Below are 18,124 nucleotides of genomic sequence, written 5' to 3'. Positions count from 1 at the left end.
TGGCCATGTGGCCATGAGCGGGTTGGATAACCGGTTTAAGCCTGTGGATGAAAGGGGTGGTTATCCACAGAGCGAGTTATATCCAGTTTTCAGGCCCTGTTATCAACCGATCTCAGTGGCAGTTATTCACAGGGCTTAAACCACAGAAAATTGATGAATGAACCCTTTACGCGCAGGCGAAAGTCGCCCAAGGCACATAAAGCTGCCCGGCACTTCTGGAATCTATTCAATGATGAGGGAAACAGACGGGCCGCGAACGGGCCCGCCTGTGAACAGCAGAAGGGATTATTTACCGATGCAGAAGCTGGAAAAGATTCGTCCGAGCAGATCATCGGAGCTGAATGCACCGGTAATTTCACCCAGAGAGTGCTGGGCCTGGCGCAAATCTTCAGCCAGCAACTCACCCGCCCCCGCCAGCGTCAGTTGGGCTCGACCGTGTTCCAGCGCCGCGCTGGCGTGGCGCAAGGCCTCCAGGTGCCGGCGACGGGCGCTGAAGCTGCTTTCCGAGGTTTGCTCGTAGCCCATGCAGGCCTTGAGATGTTCGCGCAGCAATTCCAGGCCTTCGCCTGCAGATTTCGCACTCAGACTGATGGTCACATGGCCGTCGTCGCTTGTTTCCAGAGCAATTGCTTCGCCCGTCAGATCTGCTTTATTGCGGATCAAAGTGACTTTCGCCGGGTCCGGGCGGATCTCGAGAAATTCCGGCCACAAGGCGAACGGGTCCAACGCTTCAGGCGCCGACGCGTCTACGACCAACAGCACCCGATCCGCTTCAGAAATGGCTTTCAATGCGCGCTCGACACCGATCTTTTCCACTTGATCGTCGGTATCTCGCAGGCCAGCGGTATCCACAACGTGCAGCGGCATACCGTCGATGTGGATATGTTCACGCAGGATATCCCGCGTGGTACCGGCAATCTCGGTCACGATCGCTGCCTCACGGCCGGCCAAGGCATTCAGCAGACTGGACTTACCGGCATTTGGACGGCCGGCAATCACCACGGTCATACCATCGCGAAGCAAGGCACCCTGGCCGGCTTCGCGCAGTACTGTGGATAATTCCTCACGCACTTTGTCGAGCATGCTCAATACGTGGCCATCGGCGAGGAAGTCGATTTCTTCTTCCGGGAAGTCGATGGCGGCCTCGACGTAGATACGCAGGCCTATCAACTGTTCGGTGAGGTTATGCACACGCTGGGAGAATGCGCCTTGCAACGAACGCAGGGCATTGCGCGCCGCCTGTGCAGAACTGGCCTCGATCAGGTCGGCAATCGCCTCGGCCTGGGCCAGGTCGAGTTTGTCGTTGAGAAACGCGCGTTCGCTGAATTCACCTGGGCGAGCCAAACGGCAACCCAGTTCCAGGCAACGCTTGAGCAACATGTCCAGAACGATCGGGCCGCCGTGGCCCTGCAATTCCAGGACGTCTTCGCCAGTAAATGAGTTCGGCCCCGGGAAATAAAGCGCCAGACCTTCGTCGAGCACCTGTAGGTCGTCACTGTAAAACGGGCCGTAATGGGCGTACCGCGGTTTAAGTTCGCGACCGGCGATAGCGTTGGCCGCAACACTGGCCAGCGGACCGGAAATTCGAACAATGCCCACACCGCCGCGACCTTGAGCGGTGGCGACAGCTGCGATGGTTTCACGAGGTGCGCTCATAAACCGTAATCCAGACAAAAGTGGCAGATAGCAAAACGCCCCACTAGGGGGCGTTTTGAGTGGTGTTATCCACAGAGCAAGTTACGCCTCGGCTTTTTTCGCCGCCGCTTCGATCTTACGCGTGATGTACCACTGTTGTGCAATCGACAGGCAGTTGTTCACTACCCAGTACAGCACCAGACCAGCCGGGAACCACAAGAAGAAGAAGGTGAAGATGATTGGCATCATTTTCATGACCTTCGCCTGCATCGGATCCGGAGGAGTCGGGTTCAGCTGCTGCTGGATGAACATGGTTGCGCCCATGATGATCGGCAGAATGAAGAACGGATCCTTGATTGACAGGTCAGTGATCCACAGCATGAACGGCGCTTGGCGCATCTCCACGCTTTCCAGCAGAACCCAGTACAGCGAAAGGAAAACCGGCATCTGCACGAGGATTGGCAAGCAGCCACCCAGCGGATTGATCTTCTCTTTCTTGTACAGCTCCATCATGGCTTGCGACATTTTCTGCCGGTCATCGCCATGCTGCTCTTTCAATGCGGCCAGTTTCGGTGCAACGGCACGCATGCGCGCCATCGATTTGTAGCTGGCAGCCGACAGGGGGAAGAAAATACCCTTGATCAGCATGGTCAGGAAGATGATCGACCAGCCCCAGTTACCCACGATCGCGTGGATGTGTTGCAGCAGCCAGAAAATCGGCTGAGCAATGAACCACAGGATGCCGTAGTCAACAGTCAGTTCCAGACCTGGGGACAACTCTTTCAGCACGGCCTGGCTTTTCGGACCGGCGTACAGAACAGCACTGGTTTCAACTTTGGCACCTGGTGCAGCGGTCATAGTCGGACCGGTGTAACCGATGATGTAGTTGCCTTTGCTGTCTTTACGGGTCTGGACGATGTTGTTTTCGCCCTTGGCCGGAATCCATGCGGTCACGAAGTAGTGTTGCAGCCAGGCTACCCAACCACCGGTGACGGTTTCCTTGAGTTGCGCCTTGTCCATGTCCTTCATGGACACTTTCTTGTACGGCTCCGAACTTGTCCACAGGGCAGCGCCCAGGTAAGTCGCGGTGCCGGTAGCCGTTGTGGACGAAGGATCGCCGCTGTCGTCGCGCTTCAACTGAGCGAACATTGCGCCATTCCAGGGCTGAGCGCTCTGGTTATCCACAATGTAGGAAACGGTCACGTCATACAGGCCGCGTTTTACAGTGAAACGCTTGATGTAATTGACGCCGTCCTTGCTGAACTTCAAATCAACGACCAGTTGGTCCTGACCGTCAGCCAGTTGATAAGTCTTCTTCTCGGCGGAGTAGAGAGGGCGACCAGCCGGATTTGCGTCCGGGCCATTGGTGCCGATCAGACCGCTTTGCGCCAGATAAATGCGTTCGCCGCCGTTGTCGAACAGCTGGAACGGAACATCTGGACGATCCTGACGACGTGGATACAGAGGCAAGGTCAGTTGAGCAACGTCGCCACCTTGTGGATCGATCGCAAGATCGAGCACGTCGGTTTTAATCTGGATCAGATCCTTGCTGGCAGCCACCGGAATTTCAGCAGGTGCGCTGGTATCGCTAGCGGAGCGCGGAATATCGTCACTGGCGGCAGCATTATTGCCAGTGGCGGTGTCCGGCAAACCGGATGTAGTCGTACTGGCAGCAACATTCTGAGTCGGCAGGGCAGCCTGGCCATAGTCCTGGTTCCATTTAAGAACCATAACGTAGGACACGATTGCCAGGGCGACGATCAGGATCGTGCGTTTGATATCCATGATTACTCGGCCATCGAAGAAGAACGGGAGGTAGGGATAGGTGGAACCGGGTCATAACCACCGGGATTCCACGGATGACAGCGACCTAAACGACGAAAGGTCAGCCAGCCACCGCGCAGAAGGCCATGATTTTCAATGGCTTCATACGCGTAGCAGGAACAACTGGGGTAGAAACGACAGTGGCTGGCCATCAAAGGACTAATGGCATAGCGATAAAACTGGATCGGAACGAGGGCCAGTTTACGCATCTGGACTGTCTACCCCTACAGTTTCGGTTTTGACTGCTGGAACTGGATTGTTACGGGCCAGACGCTTCCAGAGTTTGCCGAAATGCTGAATCAATTCGGGGTTTTCTACATCACCCAAACCTTTGCGCGCGACGATAACAATGTCCCAGCCGACCAGTGAATCCTGGTGCAGACGGAACGATTCGCGCATCAGACGTTTGAGGCGATTGCGCTCAACGGAGAGCTTTACGCTCTTTTTCCCGATAACCAGCCCGAGACGGGGGTGATCAAGATCGTTGTTGCGCGCAAGGAGCAGGAGATTTTTCCCCGGAACCTTGCCGGTAGGGGAGTCAAAGACTGCCTTGAAATGCCGGGGGGTAAGCAGACGCTTTTCCCGACTGAAGTCCTGACTCACCTCCAGTACCGGATTATCAAACTGCCAGACGCGCACGACCTTTGGCGCGGCGACGCGACAGGACTGCGCGACCGTTCTTGGTAGCCATGCGAGCACGGAAACCGTGGGTACGAGCGCGTTTGATGGTGCTTGGTTGGAAAGTACGTTTCATGTCGTGTTACCTGGTTCGTCCACAACGGGCCGGAATGGCCCCCGTTTTAAGAGACCGGGGATTCTAGAGAAAGCAAGGCTTCAGGTCAATTTCCAACCAACGTTTCCTTATAAATAGATCTCAGGACCTTCTTGGCTGAAAGCCTGTTCGCCATACATAAAAATAAAGAAGGGAATTATTTAAAGCTTTTCTGTAAAGCTTATAAAAGCTAGGGCCACGATCTTCTGTGGATAACTACCTTCAGGCCATGTTTAACCTGATGTACAGAGAATGACAACTACAGTGGAAAACCGTGGTCAGCCTGTGCTGCACTGTCGGATAACCTGTGCGTGGAATGGGCTGTTATCCACAGGCACGTTATCCACCGAGTTCAGCCCCCACTTGTCCAATGCCCTTAGGCGCGGTTATCCACAGAGCTTATTCACACACCGTTGGTCGACTTTTTTCCGTTTGCCGCAGTGATAAATCATGGATGGGGGGCAACCTGCATGTGGATAAGTGGACGGCTCGCCGCTACAATGGCCGCTTGTTTTTGCCTCACCGGCTTTCAACTTAGGGGATATCCGTGTCAGTGGAACTTTGGCAGCAGTGCGTGGAGCTTTTGCGCGAAGAGCTGCCTGCCCAACAATTCAACACCTGGATCCGTCCACTACAGGTCGAAGCCGAAGGCGACGAGTTGCGCGTCTATGCACCGAACCGTTTTGTGCTGGACTGGGTCAACGAAAAGTACCTCGGGCGCGTCCTCGAACTGCTGGATGAGCACGGCAACGGTATGGCGCCGGCGCTATCCTTATTAATAGGTAGCAAACGCAGCTCGGCTCCGCGTGCGGCCCCGAATGCCCCGTTAGCCGCCGCGCAAGCGTCCCTGGCCCATGCCAACCACGCACCGACAAGCGTGCCAGCGCCGGCTCCGGCGCCAACTTCGCCAAAGCGTTCGACACAGCGAACTGCTGAAGTCAGCGAAGAACCTTCTCGCGACAGCTTCGACCCGATGGCCGGTGCAGCGTCGCAGCAGGCACCGGTTCGCGCCGAACAGCGCACTGTGCAGGTCGAAGGTGCGCTCAAGCACACCAGTTACCTGAACCGCACGTTCACCTTCGAAAACTTCGTCGAAGGTAAGTCCAACCAGCTCGCCCGCGCGGCAGCCTGGCAAGTGGCGGACAACCCAAAGCATGGCTACAACCCACTCTTCCTTTATGGTGGCGTTGGCCTGGGTAAAACCCACTTGATGCACGCGGTGGGTAACCATCTATTAAAGAAGAACCCGAATGCCAAGGTCGTGTACCTGCATTCCGAGCGTTTCGTGGCCGACATGGTCAAGGCGCTGCAACTGAACGCTATCAACGAGTTCAAGCGCTTCTACCGTTCGGTGGATGCGTTGCTGATCGACGATATTCAGTTCTTCGCCCGTAAGGAACGTTCCCAGGAAGAGTTTTTCCACACCTTCAATGCCCTGCTTGAAGGTGGCCAGCAGGTCATTCTCACCAGTGACCGCTATCCGAAAGAAATCGAGGGCCTGGAAGAACGCCTGAAATCCCGTTTTGGCTGGGGCCTGACCGTTGCCGTCGAGCCGCCAGAACTGGAAACCCGCGTAGCAATCCTGATGAAGAAGGCCGACCAGGCCAAAGTCGACTTGCCACACGATGCAGCGTTTTTCATTGCCCAGCGCATTCGCTCCAACGTCCGTGAGCTGGAAGGCGCGCTGAAACGCGTGATTGCCCATTCGCACTTCATGGGCCGCGACATCACCATCGAGTTGATTCGCGAATCCCTGAAAGACCTGCTGGCGTTGCAAGACAAACTTGTCTCTGTGGATAACATTCAGCGTACCGTCGCCGAGTACTACAAGATCAAGATTTCCGATCTGCTGTCCAAGCGCCGTTCGCGCTCGGTGGCACGTCCGCGTCAGGTCGCCATGGCACTGTCCAAAGAACTGACCAACCACAGCCTGCCGGAAATCGGTGATGTGTTTGGTGGCCGCGACCACACGACTGTTTTGCACGCCTGCCGCAAGATCAACGAACTTAAGGAATCCGACGCGGACATCCGCGAGGACTACAAGAACCTGCTGCGTACACTGACCACTTGATGAACACCAGCGCAGCTTATTAAGGCAAGGGACTAGACCATGCATTTCACCATTCAACGCGAAGCCCTGTTGAAACCCCTGCAACTGGTCGCAGGCGTCGTTGAGCGCCGACAGACCTTGCCGGTACTCTCTAACGTGCTGCTGGTTGTCGAAGGCCAGCAATTGTCGCTGACCGGTACCGACCTGGAAGTCGAGCTGGTCGGTCGTGTGCAACTTGAAGAGCCGGCTGAAACAGGTTCCATCACCGTGCCTGCGCGCAAACTGATGGATATCTGCAAGAGCCTGCCCAACGATGCACTGATCGACATCAAAGTCGACGAGCAGAAGCTGGTGGTGAAGGCCGGTCGTAGCCGCTTTACCCTGTCGACCCTTCCTGCCAATGACTTCCCGACTGTGGAAGAAGGTCCAGGCTCGCTGACCTGCAGCCTGGAGCAAAGCAGACTGCGTCGTCTGATCGAACGCACCAGCTTCGCCATGGCCCAACAGGACGTGCGTTACTACCTCAACGGTATGCTGCTGGAAGTCTCGGAAGGCATCATCCGCGCAGTGGCCACCGATGGTCACCGTCTGGCGATGTGCTCGATGAAGGCCGATATCGGTCAGCCGGATCGCCACCAGGTGATCGTGCCGCGCAAAGGCATTCTCGAACTGGCGCGTTTGCTGACCGAGCCGGACGGCATTGTCAGCATCGTCTTGGGTCAGCATCACATTCGCGCCACCACGGGTGAATTCACCTTCACCTCGAAACTGGTCGACGGCAAGTTCCCGGACTACGAGCGCGTTCTGCCGAAGGGCGGCGACAAGCTGGTGCTGGGCGATCGTCAGGCACTGCGTGAAGCGTTCAGCCGTACCGCGATTCTGTCCAACGAGAAATACCGCGGTATCCGTCTGCAACTGGCCAGTGGTCAGTTGAAGATTCAGGCCAACAACCCGGAGCAGGAAGAAGCGGAAGAAGAAGTGGGCGTTGAATACAACGGCGGCTCTCTGGAGATCGGCTTCAACGTGAGCTACTTGCTCGATGTGCTGGGCGTGATGACCACCGAGCAGGTTCGTCTGATCCTGTCCGACTCCAACAGCAGTGCGCTGGTGCAAGAGTCCGACAACGACGATTCGGCTTACGTTGTCATGCCGATGCGCCTGTAAACAGCTGATCCTGGATGTCCTTAAGTCGTGTTTCGGTCACCGCGGTGCGCAATCTGCACCCGGTGACCTTCTCCCCCTCCCCCCGCATCAACATCCTTTACGGCGCCAACGGCAGCGGCAAAACCAGTGTTCTGGAAGCCATTCACCTGCTGGGGCTTGCCCGTTCGTTTCGCAGCACGCGGCTGTTGCCAGTCATCCAGTACGAGCAACTCGCCTGCACGGTGTTTGGTCAGGTCGAACTGGCCGAGGGTGGCCACAGCGCTTTGGGAATATCACGCGACCGTCAGGGCGAGTTCCAGATCCGCATCGACGGGCAGAATGCCCGTAGCGCGGCGCAACTTGCGGAAATCCTGCCGCTGCAGTTGATCAACCCGGACAGCTTCCGCTTGCTGGAAGGCGCGCCGAAGATTCGCCGGCAGTTTCTCGATTGGGGCGTGTTCCACGTCGAGGCTCGGTTCATGGCCACTTGGCAGCGCTTGCAGAAGGCCCTGCGCCAGAGAAACTCTTGGCTGCGGCATGGTACACTTGACGCCGTTTCACAAGCGGTTTGGGACAGGGAACTGTGCCAGGCCAGCGCTGAAATCGATGAATACCGCCGCGCTTACATCAAAGCCTTGAAACCAGTCTTTGAACAAACCTTGAGTGAACTGGTTGAGCTCGAAGGTTTGACGCTCAGCTATTACCGAGGTTGGGACAAAGACCGGGAGTTGAGTGCCGTACTTGCTGGGTCCCTGCAACGGGATCAGCAGATTGGCCATACCCAGGCTGGGCCACAACGAGCTGATTTGCGTCTTAGATTGGGCGCACACAACGCCGCGGACATCTTGTCCCGGGGTCAGCAGAAGTTGGTGGTCTGTGCATTGCGGATTGCCCAAGGGCATCTGGTGAGCCAGGCCCGTCGCGGTCAGTGTATTTATCTGGTGGATGACTTGCCGTCCGAGCTGGACGAGAACCACCGTCGTGCGCTGTGCCGCTTGTTGGAAGACTTACGCTGCCAGGTTTTTATTACCTGTGTAGATCACGAATTATTGAGGGAAGGCTGGCAGACGGAAACGCCAGTCGCTTTGTTCCACGTGGAACAGGGCCGTATCACCCAGACCCACGACCATCGGGAGTGAAGGCATTGAGCGAAGAAAATACGTACGACTCAACGAGCATTAAAGTGCTGAAAGGCCTGGATGCCGTACGCAAACGTCCCGGTATGTACATTGGTGACACCGACGATGGCAGCGGTCTGCACCACATGGTGTTCGAAGTGGTCGACAACTCGATCGACGAAGCCCTCGCCGGCCACTGCGATGACATCAGCATCATTATCCACCCGGATGAGTCCATCACCGTTCGCGATAACGGCCGTGGCATCCCGGTAGACGTGCACAAAGAGGAAGGCGTTTCCGCCGCCGAGGTCATCATGACCGTCCTCCACGCTGGCGGTAAGTTCGACGACAACTCCTACAAGGTATCCGGTGGTCTGCACGGTGTGGGTGTTTCCGTGGTGAACGCACTGTCCGAAGAGCTGATTCTGACCGTGCGCCGTAGCGGCAAGATCTGGGAACAGACTTACGTGCACGGCGTTCCGCAAGAGCCGATGAAAATCGGTGGCGACAGCGAGACCACGGGTACGCAGATTCACTTCCGCCCTTCCGATGAAACCTTCAAGAACATTCACTTCAGCTGGGACATCCTGGCCAAGCGCATTCGTGAACTGTCCTTCCTCAACTCCGGTGTCGGCATCGTCCTTAAAGACGAGCGCAGCGGCAAGGAAGAACTGTTCAAATACGAAGGTGGCCTGCGTGCGTTCGTTGAATACCTGAACACCAACAAGACCCCGGTCAACCAAGTGTTCCACTTCAACATCCAGCGTGAAGACGGCATCGGCGTGGAAATCGCCTTGCAGTGGAACGATAGCTTCAACGAGAACCTGTTGTGTTTCACCAACAACATTCCGCAGCGCGACGGCGGCACTCACCTGGTGGGCTTCCGTTCCGCACTGACGCGTAACCTGAACACCTACATCGAAGCTGAAGGCCTGGCGAAGAAGCACAAAGTCGCCACCACGGGTGACGATGCGCGTGAAGGCCTGACCGCGATCATTTCGGTGAAAGTGCCGGATCCGAAGTTCAGCTCCCAGACCAAAGACAAGCTGGTCTCTTCCGAAGTGAAGACCGCCGTCGAACAGGAAATGGGCAAATACTTCTCCGACTTCCTGCTGGAAAACCCGAACGAAGCCAAGCTCGTTGTCGGCAAGATGATCGATGCAGCACGTGCCCGTGAAGCGGCGCGCAAGGCCCGCGAGATGACCCGCCGCAAAGGCGCGCTGGACATCGCCGGCCTGCCGGGCAAACTGGCCGACTGCCAGGAAAAAGACCCGGCGCTGTCCGAACTGTACCTCGTGGAAGGTGACTCCGCGGGCGGCTCTGCCAAGCAGGGGCGTAACCGCAGGACCCAGGCCATCCTGCCGTTGAAGGGTAAGATCCTCAACGTCGAGAAGGCGCGCTTTGACAAGATGATCTCTTCCCAGGAAGTGGGCACCTTGATCACCGCGCTTGGCTGCGGCATCGGGCGCGACGAGTACAACATCGACAAGCTGCGCTATCACAACATCATCATCATGACCGATGCTGACGTCGACGGTTCGCACATCCGTACGCTGCTGCTGACCTTCTTCTTCCGTCAGTTGCCGGAGCTGATTGAGCGTGGCTATATCTACATCGCTCAGCCGCCGCTGTACAAGGTCAAGAAAGGCAAGCAAGAGCAATACATCAAAGACGACGACGCCATGGAAGAGTACATGACGCAGTCGGCCCTGGAAGATGCGAGCCTGCACTTGAACGAAGAAGCACCAGGCATTTCCGGCCCGGCGCTGGAACGTCTGGTGAATGACTTCCGCATGGTGATGAAGACCCTCAAGCGTCTGTCGCGCCTGTACCCACAGGAGCTGACCGAGCACTTCATCTATCTGCCGGCCGTCAGCCTTGAAAAGCTCGGCGACCACGCTGCGATGCAAGAGTGGCTGGCTCAGTACGAAGTCCGTCTGCGTACCGTCGAGAAGTCCGGTCTGGTCTACAAGGCCAGCCTGCGTGAAGATCGTGAACGTGGCGTGTGGCTGCCGGAGGTCGAATTGATCTCCCACGGCCTGTCGAACTACGTGACGTTCAACCGCGACTTCTTCGGCAGTAACGACTACAAAACTGTCGTCACTCTCGGCGCTCAACTGAGTACCCTGCTCGACGAAGGCGCGTACATCCAGCGCGGCGAACGCAAGAAAGCGGTCACCGAGTTCAAGGAAGCCCTGGACTGGCTGATGGCCGAAAGCACCAAGCGCCACACCATCCAGCGATACAAAGGTCTGGGCGAAATGAACCCGGATCAGCTGTGGGAAACCACCATGGACCCAAGCTCGCGTCGCATGCTGAAGGTCACTATCGAAGACGCCATTGGCGCGGACCAGATCTTCAACACCCTGATGGGTGATGCGGTCGAACCTCGCCGTGAGTTCATCGAGAGCAATGCGCTGGCGGTATCCAACCTGGATTTCTGATCCCGGTCAGCACCAACAAAAAGGCCAACGCATTTGCGTTGGCCTTTTTTTTGGCTGCCTTGATCTTATTCTTGTGCTGTCGCCACACTTTCCAGCCGATACCCATACCCATAAATCGTCAACAACTGCCAGCCGCGATCCGCCGTCAGCCCCAGCTTGTTGCGCAGTCGATAGATGTGCGTGTCCAAGGGCCGCGATGAGGCGACTTCTTCATGGGGCCAGAAGCGCTCATAGAGGTAATCCCGCGACAGCGGTCGGCCGAGGTTGCTGAACAGGCATCGTGCGAGGCGATATTCGCGTTCGGTCATGACGATCGGTTTGCCCTCACGGGTGACCGTCAACTCGGCGTCATCGAAGGTCAGGTCATTGAAGCTCAGTACTTCGGTTGCAGCGCTGCGTGGCTGGCTGTGGCGGCGTAATACTGCGGCGACTCGGGCTTTCAGTTCGTTGGGCCGGAACGGTTTGCTGACGTAGTCGTCGGCACCCGCATTCAGGGCCTGGACGATATCGCTTTCGCCATCACGGCTGGTGAGCATGATCGCCGCCGGTGGCGCCTCCATGTGTTCACGGGTCCAGCGCAACAAGGCCAGCCCGGTGAGGTCAGGCAGTTGCCAGTCGAGGATCAACAGGTCGAAGGTTTCCCGGCGCAGCTGTCGCAGCAGGTCATCACCGCGCTCGAAGCTGTGCAGCGACCACGGCTGTTCGCCGGCTTCGGCCATTTGCTGCAGGGTCTGCTCGACCCGGCGCAGTTCGGCGGGTTCGTCGTCCAGTATCGCAACGCGCATACGCGAGGGTTCCTTGTTGCTGGGGGCAGTAGGGCGTCGACCATAGTCGTTCGGCGATCTTCAGGAAAGTAAGCGGCCCGCCGTTGGTCGACGTCCGCTATGATTCTTCGGGTCGAGTATCAGACCTGTGACCTATGAAACCATTCAAACCACCCTGCCCTATTTCTCATGAATGACCGCAGACGGCATGAAAGCCGAGAGCCTAGCCAGGTGCAGCGACTGTTTCGCCAGTTGGTGCGCGAGTGGTTGTGGATAAGTCTAGTGCTGTTGCCGCTGACTGCGCTGTTATCGTATCGAGCGCAGGTCAATCTGAATGACGCATCCCCGAGCCTTGGCGCATTGCTCTCGGTGGGCCTGGTGGCTTGCGTTCTTGGGCTGCTGTTATGGCGTCCACGTCTGGCCCTTTGGATGACGCTGATCGGCATGGCCGGCGTGCTGCTGACGAGCCTCGGGCTGGCGGAAATCCGCGAGTGGTGGTCGCCGACGCCAGCGATGCTGGGCATGTTGTTCGGCTATCTGATCTGGAACTGGCGACGCCTGAGTGTGGTGCTGACGTACTTCGGTTGGGAGTTGGCGCGGCTGGACAGCGAACCGAAAGTTTTTCCCGAACGCCGCCGCGCTCAGTTCACCGGCGCTGATCACTTGCAGCGCCAGATCATGGCGCTCGAACAAGCCATGAGTCGCACCCGCGATACCCGGCGCTTTATCGCTGACGGTCTGGAATATTTACCCGTCGCCACGCTCATCAGCGATCCCAAAGGCCAGATCCTTTTGGGCAATCGCAAGGCACGCCAGCTGTTCGATCATGCTTTGGTGGGTGACGACGTTGTCGATCAGTTGGCGCTGCTCGGATATCCAGAGTTGTCCACAGCCCCGCGTCCTCTGTTATCCGCACTGCCGTTACTGGAGTTTCGTGATCACAAGGAGCGCAGCCTGCGCCTTGAGCGTGCTGCGTTGCTGCCGGTGGATGGTGACACCCCAATCGGCTGGTTGCTGAGTTTGACCGACCTGAGCGCCGAGCGCGCCGCCGAGGAGCAACGCGGCGTCTTGCTGCGCTTCCTCTCCCATGATCTACGTGCGCCGCACTCGGCGATCCTCGCTCTGCTTGACGTACATCGTCATCAGGCGGGGGCAGATGCGCCATTGTTCGAACAAATCGAGCGTCAGGTTCACCGCGCTCTGGATCTGACCGATGGCTTTGTATTGTTGGCGAGGGCTGAATCCGAGACGTATCAGTTCCAGCCGACGTTGTTCGGGATGCTGGTACTGGACGTGCTCGATCAGGCCTTGCCGATCGCTCAGCAGAAACGCATCGAACTGCTGCACGACATGGACGAGCAGTCCCAGGAGCGACTGGTATCTGCTGACCAAGGCCTGATGACCCGTGCGTTGTTCAATCTGCTGGAAAACGCCATCAAGTACAGCCCGGCTGACACCACGATTCAGTTGCGCGTGACGTGTCAGGACGATTGGCTCCGTTGCGAGCTGATTGATCAGGGCAAAGGCATTGCCGCCGAGGAACTGCCCGATCTGTTCAGCCAATACCGACGCTTTTCTTCGGCTCAGGGCATTGATGGCGTTGGTCTGGGCCTGTCGATGGTCAAAGCCGTGATCGATCACCATGGCGGCAAAATCGAATGCCGCAGTGTGGTCGATCAAGGCACGACGTTCAGGCTGGAGTTACCGCTGATCGTGGAATGAACAGGCACAAAAAAACCGGCTATATCAGCCGGTTTTTTTACATCCAAAAAAAACTTATGCACCTTTTTTGGCGTTTTATGAGATTGAGAAATATATAAGTAAATCAGCAAGTTATCTCTAATATTCAAGCTTTTTCAAGAAAAGCGTACACAGGTTATCCACAAAATCTCAGACAGCGATCTGACCACTTTCAGCGGGCGCCTGTGGCGCAGGTGGCAATGAACCCATTTCCCGTTGCGTCTGCTCGTTCCAGGCTTGCACCCGGTCGTTCAATGTAGCAATGGCTCGCGGCCCAGTACCTTCGGCGTACATCGGTTCGCCGATGACCACAGTGATCACTCCGGGCTGTTTGGCCCAACCGGTTTTTGGCCAGAATTTGCCGGCATTGTGTGCAATCGGCAGTACCGGAAGCTCGGCATTCACCGCCAAAGCGCTGCCACTGCGGGAGAATTTTCCGACAGTGCCGTAGGGGACGCGAGTGCCTTCCGGAAAAATCAGCACCCAGACATTGTCTTTGAGTAGCTCGTCACCTTTCGCCGCGACTTGCTTGAGCGCCGCTTTCGGGTTGTCGCGATCAATCGCGATCGGTCGCAGCATGGCCATGGCCCAGCCGAAGAAAGGCACGAACAGCAATTCGCGCTTGAGCACCTGGCTCAAAGGCGAGAAATAAGCGGAGAGGAAAAACGTCTCCCAAGTGCTCTGGTGGTTCGATTGAATCACGCAGGGCCGGTCTGGCACATTTTCCGCGCCTTTGATGTCGTAACGGATACCCAGGAACACCTTGCTCAACCACAAGGCACAGCGGCACCAGTACACGTTGATGAAGCGATAGCGCGCCTTGAATGGCAAAAAGGGCGCGATAAAAAAGCTCAGGCTGCACCACAGTAAGGACGTGGTGCCCAGCAGCAGGTAAAAGAGAAAGATTCTGAAGGCCCGCAGTATCGACATGGCGACGTTTACCGTTACGGGGCAATGCCCGTCTGTTCAAGCGCACTCCCGATCAATCCCTGGTCAGGAATTTCAGAAGTACTCTAGTTGTGGATAAGTTCTGCGGCAATCGCCGCCAGATCGTCAAAAATCAGAGTGCCAACCGGCAGGGTTTTGCCCTGAGTCTTTTCGCCTTTTCCGGTCTTTACCAAAACTGGCTGTGAATCGACGGCTTTGGCGGCCTCCAGGTCACCAAGGCTGTCGCCGACGAACCAGACATTGTTCAGTTCGACGTGGTAATGCGCCGCGATGGTTTTCAGCATGCCCGGTTTCGGTTTGCGGCAATCGCAACCCTCGTCCGGCCCATGCGGGCAGTACACGATCAGCCCGACTTCACCGCCCTGCTCCGCTACCAATGCGCGCAAACGCGCGTGCATGGCGTCGAGGGTGGCGAGGTCGTAATAGCCGCGAGCAATGCCCGACTGGTTAGTGGCAACCGCCACCGTCCAGCCGGCCTTGCTCAACTGCGCAATCGCCTCGATCGAGCCGGGCAAAGGAATCCACTCCGCCACCGACTTGATGTAAGCGTCGGAGTCGTAATTGATCACTCCGTCCCGATCGAGAATTAGCAGTTTCAACAGCAGTCCCTCAACCCAGCAACGAAATGTCGGCAACACCCAGGAACAGGCCCCGCAGACGCGCCAGCAGCGCGTAACGGTTGGCCCGCACTTTGGCGTCTTCGGCATTGACCATTACCGCGTCGAAGAACGCATCCACCGGCTCGCGCAATGCTGCAAGGCGTGCCAGTGATTCGTTGTACTGACGCGCCGCAGCCATTGGCTGCACAGCCTGATCCGCTTGCTGGATCGCGGAGTACAGCGAGAACTCGTTGGCGTTGTCGAAGTACTTGGCTTCAACCACGCTTGGCACGGCGCCTTCAACTTTGCTCAGCAGGTTGGAAACCCGCTTGTTCACCGCTGCCAACGCTGCCGCTTCCGGCAGTTTGCGGAAGGCTTGCACCGCTTGCACACGCTGGTCGAAGTCCAGCGCCGAACCCGGCTTCAGCGCACGTACCGACAGGTAAGTGGCGACATCGACACCTTCGTCTTCGTAACGCGCACGCAGACGGTCGAAGATGAATTCCAGCACCGCTTCGTTAAGACCAGCAGCCTTGACCTTGGTACCGAACGCATTCACGGCGAAAGCCACGGCGTCGTTCAGATCGAGATCGAGTTTTTTCTCGATCAGGATACGCAGCACGCCCAGTGCCGCACGGCGCAGGGCATACGGGTCCTTGCTGCCGGTCGGCAGCATGCCGATACCGAAGATGCCGACCAGTGTGTCGAGCTTGTCGGCAATGGCGACGGCTGCACCGGTCAGGGTCGCAGGCAGTTCAGCACCGGCACCGCGCGGCATGTACTGCTCGTTCAGCGCCAGCGCGACGTCTTGCGGCTCGCCGTCATTGAGGGCGTAGTAGTAGCCGGCGACACCTTGCATCTCCGGGAACTCGCCGACCATTTCGGTGGACAGGTCGCACTTCGACAGCAAGCCTGCGCGGGCAGCCCACGAAGCGTTGCCGCCGATGCGTGCGGCGATGTAAGCCGCCAGTTTCGATACGCGCTCGGCCTTGTCATAGACGCTGCCGAGTTTTTCCTGGAACACCACGTTCTTCAGGCGATCGTTGAACACTTCGAGCTTCTGCTTCTTGTCTTGCTTGAAGAAGAACTCGGCGTCGGTCAGGCGTGGGCGAACGACTTTCTCGTTACCGGCGATGATCTGCTGCGGGTCTTTGCTTTCGATGTTGGCCACGGTGATGAAACGTGGCAGCAACTTGCCGTCGGCATCCAGCAGGCAGAAGTACTTCTGGTTGTCCTGCATGGTGGTGATCAGTGCTTCTTGCGGCACGTCGAGGAAACGTTCCTCAAACGAGCACACCAGCGGCACCGGCCATTCAACCAGCGCGGTCACTTCGTCGAGCAGCGCCGGCGGAACGATTGCGGTGCCTTCCTGACGGGTTGCCAGCTCTTCGGTGCGCTTGCTGATGATCTCGCGCCGCTCGTTGGCGTCGGCCAGAACGTAAGCGGCACGCAGGTCGGACAGGTAGCTTGCCGGCGAACCGATGCGCACGTTTTCCGGATGGTGGAAGCGGTGGCCACGGGAGTCACGGCCAGCCTTCTGCGCGAGGATGGTGCAGTCGATGACCTGGTCACCGAGCAGCATCACCAGCCATTGGGTCGGACGCACGAATTCTTCTTTGCGCGCACCCCAACGCATGCGTTTCGGGATCGGCAGGTCGTTCAGCGAATCTTCGACGATGGTCGGCAGCAGGCTCGCGGTCGGCTTGCCGGCGATGCTCTGGCTGTAACGCAGTTTCGGGCCGCTCTGATCGATTTCGCTCAGGTCGACGCCGCACTTCTTGGCGAAGCCCAAGGCTGCCTGGGTCGGATTGCCTTCGGCATCGAAAGCCGCCTGACGTGGCGGGCCGTCGAGATTGATGCTGCGATCCGGTTGCTGGGTGGCCAGCGCGGTAATCAACACAGCCAGACGACGCGGCGCGGCGTAGACGGTTTTTGCTTCATAGCTCAGGCCGGCAGCTTGCAGGCCCTTGTCGATACCGGCGAGGAACGCGTCAGCCAAAGTGTTCAGCGCTTTGGGTGGCAGTTCTTCGGTGCCCAGTTCAACCAGAAAATCTTGCGCACTCATTGTGCAGCCTCCAGCTTGGCCAGTACTTCGTCACGCAGGTCCGGGGTCGCCATCGGGAAGCCCAACTTGGCGCGCGCCAGCAGGTAGGCTTGCGCAACGGAACGCGCCAGGGTGCGTACGCGCAGGATGTATTGCTGACGCGCGGTCACCGAGATTGCCCGGCGCGCATCCAGCAGGTTGAAGGTGTGCGAGGCCTTCAGGACCATTTCGTAGCTCGGCAGCGGCAACGGCTGGTCGAGTTCGATCAGGCGCTTGGCTTCGCTTTCATAGAAGTCGAACAGTTCGAACAGTTTGTCGACGTTGGCGTGTTCGAAGTTGTAGGTGGATTGCTCCACTTCGTTCTGGTGGAACACATCGCCGTAGGTGACTTTGCCCATCGGGCCGTCAGCCCAGACCAGGTCGTAGACCGAATCCACGCCCTGCAGGTACATGGCCAGACGCTCGAGACCGTAGGTGATTTCGCCGGTCACCGGGTAGCACTCGATGCCGCCCGCCTGCTGGAAGTAAGTGAACTGAGTCACTTCCATGCCGTTCAGCCAGACTTCCCAGCCCAGACCCCAGGCGCCGAGGGTCGGCGATTCCCAGTTGTCTTCGACGAAGCGAATGTCGTGAACCAACGGGTCCAGGCCGACATGCTTGAGGGAGCCCAGGTACAGTTCCTGGAAGTTGTCCGGGTTCGGCTTCAGGACTACCTGGAACTGATAGTAGTGCTGCAGACGGTTCGGGTTTTCGCCGTAACGGCCGTCAGTCGGACGGCGGCTTGGCTGCACGTAAGCGGCGTTCCAGGTTTCCGGGCCGATGGCGCGCAGGAAGGTCGCGGTGTGGAAAGTGCCGGCGCCTACTTCCATATCGTAGGGCTGAAGTACCACACAACCTTGCTCGGCCCAGTATTGCTGGAGCGCGAGGATCAAGTCTTGGAAGGTACGCACGGCTGGCGTAGGCTGGCTCACGAAATTCACCTGTTTCTTGGGCTGCGATTTAAAGAGCGGGAGTATACCCGATTCAGTCGCACCTCCACCCCC

Annotated in this window: 15 protein-coding genes; 5 read left to right on the top strand and 10 right to left on the bottom strand. The window is 57.7% G+C overall.

From position 1 onward, the window contains the following. Positions 1 to 285: 285 nt before the first annotated feature. The 5 genes from mnmE to rpmH form a co-directional block, all read right to left on the bottom strand. A complete protein-coding gene (gene mnmE, locus AB4P91_RS05205) occupies positions 286 to 1,656 on the bottom strand; it encodes a tRNA uridine-5-carboxymethylaminomethyl(34) synthesis GTPase MnmE (protein ID WP_395604446.1) in 1,371 nt (456 codons plus the stop codon). Positions 1,657 to 1,737: 81 nt separating this feature from the next. After that, the gene (yidC, locus tag AB4P91_RS05200) at positions 1,738 to 3,420 is read right to left on the bottom strand and encodes a membrane protein insertase YidC (RefSeq protein WP_042556899.1); all 1,683 of its coding nucleotides are present in this window, start codon (positions 3,418 to 3,420) and stop codon (positions 1,738 to 1,740) included. Positions 3,421 to 3,422: 2 nt separating this feature from the next. Further along, positions 3,423 to 3,668 (bottom strand): membrane protein insertion efficiency factor YidD, encoded by a 246-nt coding sequence (gene yidD, locus AB4P91_RS05195; protein WP_010465488.1) that lies wholly within the window; start codon positions 3,666 to 3,668, stop codon positions 3,423 to 3,425. Next, entirely contained in the window at positions 3,661 to 4,062 is a 402-nt protein-coding gene (gene rnpA / locus AB4P91_RS05190) for a ribonuclease P protein component (RefSeq protein WP_042556900.1), read from the bottom strand. The genes yidD and rnpA overlap by 8 nt, the downstream gene beginning before the upstream one ends. A gap of 16 nt (positions 4,063 to 4,078) precedes the next feature. Then, a complete protein-coding gene (rpmH, locus tag AB4P91_RS05185) occupies positions 4,079 to 4,213 on the bottom strand; it encodes a 50S ribosomal protein L34 (protein ID WP_003213577.1) in 135 nt (44 codons plus the stop codon). Between the two features lie 565 nt (positions 4,214 to 4,778). Here rpmH and dnaA point away from each other — a divergent pair. The 4 genes from dnaA to gyrB are packed head-to-tail and all read left to right on the top strand — an operon-like array spanning position 4,779 to position 10,986. Then, entirely contained in the window at positions 4,779 to 6,302 is a 1,524-nt protein-coding gene (gene dnaA / locus AB4P91_RS05180; protein WP_150593327.1) for a chromosomal replication initiator protein DnaA, read from the top strand. A 39-nt stretch (positions 6,303 to 6,341) separates the two neighbouring features. Continuing rightward, complete coding sequence (gene dnaN, locus AB4P91_RS05175; RefSeq protein ID WP_042556902.1) at positions 6,342 to 7,445, top strand: DNA polymerase III subunit beta; 1,104 nt, start codon at positions 6,342 to 6,344, stop codon at positions 7,443 to 7,445. Between the two features lie 14 nt (positions 7,446 to 7,459). After that, positions 7,460 to 8,563 carry a DNA replication/repair protein RecF gene (gene recF, locus AB4P91_RS05170; protein WP_150593326.1) on the top strand — a complete coding sequence of 368 codons (1,104 nt, stop codon included), beginning with the start codon at positions 7,460 to 7,462 and terminating at the stop codon, positions 8,561 to 8,563. A gap of 5 nt (positions 8,564 to 8,568) precedes the next feature. After that, positions 8,569 to 10,986, top strand: a complete 2,418-nt coding sequence (gene gyrB / locus AB4P91_RS05165) for a DNA topoisomerase (ATP-hydrolyzing) subunit B (RefSeq protein WP_395604445.1) — start codon at positions 8,569 to 8,571, stop codon at positions 10,984 to 10,986. 65 nt (positions 10,987 to 11,051) lie between these two features. Here the strand turns inward: gyrB and AB4P91_RS05160 are convergent, their stop codons facing one another. After that, positions 11,052 to 11,771 carry a response regulator transcription factor gene (locus AB4P91_RS05160; protein ID WP_150593324.1) on the bottom strand — a complete coding sequence of 240 codons (720 nt, stop codon included), beginning with the start codon at positions 11,769 to 11,771 and terminating at the stop codon, positions 11,052 to 11,054. Between the two features lie 168 nt (positions 11,772 to 11,939). Between AB4P91_RS05160 and AB4P91_RS05155 the strand changes: the two genes are divergently transcribed. Next, positions 11,940 to 13,472 (top strand): sensor histidine kinase, encoded by a 1,533-nt coding sequence (locus tag AB4P91_RS05155; protein WP_395604444.1) that lies wholly within the window; start codon positions 11,940 to 11,942, stop codon positions 13,470 to 13,472. Positions 13,473 to 13,640: 168 nt separating this feature from the next. Here the strand turns inward: AB4P91_RS05155 and AB4P91_RS05150 are convergent, their stop codons facing one another. From AB4P91_RS05150 to glyQ, 4 genes are all read right to left on the bottom strand, one after another. Continuing rightward, a complete protein-coding gene (locus AB4P91_RS05150) occupies positions 13,641 to 14,420 on the bottom strand; it encodes a 1-acyl-sn-glycerol-3-phosphate acyltransferase (protein WP_150593322.1) in 780 nt (259 codons plus the stop codon). Between the two features lie 83 nt (positions 14,421 to 14,503). After that, positions 14,504 to 15,043, bottom strand: a complete 540-nt coding sequence (gmhB, locus tag AB4P91_RS05145) for a D-glycero-beta-D-manno-heptose 1,7-bisphosphate 7-phosphatase (protein ID WP_164488102.1) — start codon at positions 15,041 to 15,043, stop codon at positions 14,504 to 14,506. A 4-nt stretch (positions 15,044 to 15,047) separates the two neighbouring features. After that, positions 15,048 to 17,102, bottom strand: coding sequence for a glycine--tRNA ligase subunit beta (glyS, locus tag AB4P91_RS05140; protein WP_210623295.1), 2,055 nt, complete (start codon positions 17,100 to 17,102; stop codon positions 15,048 to 15,050). Further along, on the bottom strand, positions 17,099 to 18,052 hold the full coding sequence (gene glyQ / locus AB4P91_RS05135) for a glycine--tRNA ligase subunit alpha (protein WP_025112261.1): 954 nt from the start codon (positions 18,050 to 18,052) through the stop codon (positions 17,099 to 17,101). The genes glyS and glyQ overlap by 4 nt, the downstream gene beginning before the upstream one ends. Positions 18,053 to 18,124 lie beyond the last annotated feature (72 nt).

The organism is Pseudomonas sp. B21128 (assembly GCF_044218865.1).
GTDB lineage: Bacteria > Pseudomonadota > Gammaproteobacteria > Pseudomonadales > Pseudomonadaceae > Aquipseudomonas > Aquipseudomonas iridis.
The sequence above is the reverse complement of the archived record's forward strand: the minus strand, read 5'-3'. Positions and strand labels throughout refer to the sequence as shown.

Excerpts from the sequence above, each read along its gene's own strand:
- mnmE (WP_395604446.1), bottom strand. The coding sequence starts at position 1,656 with ATGAGCGCACCTCGTGAAACCATCGCAGCTGTCGCCACCGCTCAAGGT.
- rpmH (WP_003213577.1), bottom strand. The coding sequence starts at position 4,213 with ATGAAACGTACTTTCCAACCAAGCACCATCAAACGCGCTCGTACCCAC.
- recF (WP_150593326.1), top strand. The coding sequence starts at position 7,460 with ATGTCCTTAAGTCGTGTTTCGGTCACCGCGGTGCGCAATCTGCACCCG.
- AB4P91_RS05150 (WP_150593322.1), bottom strand. The coding sequence starts at position 14,420 with ATGTCGATACTGCGGGCCTTCAGAATCTTTCTCTTTTACCTGCTGCTG.
- dnaN (WP_042556902.1), top strand. The coding sequence starts at position 6,342 with ATGCATTTCACCATTCAACGCGAAGCCCTGTTGAAACCCCTGCAACTG.
- yidC (WP_042556899.1), bottom strand. The coding sequence starts at position 3,420 with ATGGATATCAAACGCACGATCCTGATCGTCGCCCTGGCAATCGTGTCC.
- AB4P91_RS05160 (WP_150593324.1), bottom strand. The coding sequence starts at position 11,771 with ATGCGCGTTGCGATACTGGACGACGAACCCGCCGAACTGCGCCGGGTC.
- yidD (WP_010465488.1), bottom strand. The coding sequence starts at position 3,668 with ATGCGTAAACTGGCCCTCGTTCCGATCCAGTTTTATCGCTATGCCATT.
- AB4P91_RS05155 (WP_395604444.1), top strand. The coding sequence starts at position 11,940 with ATGAATGACCGCAGACGGCATGAAAGCCGAGAGCCTAGCCAGGTGCAG.
- glyS (WP_210623295.1), bottom strand. The coding sequence starts at position 17,102 with ATGAGTGCGCAAGATTTTCTGGTTGAACTGGGCACCGAAGAACTGCCA.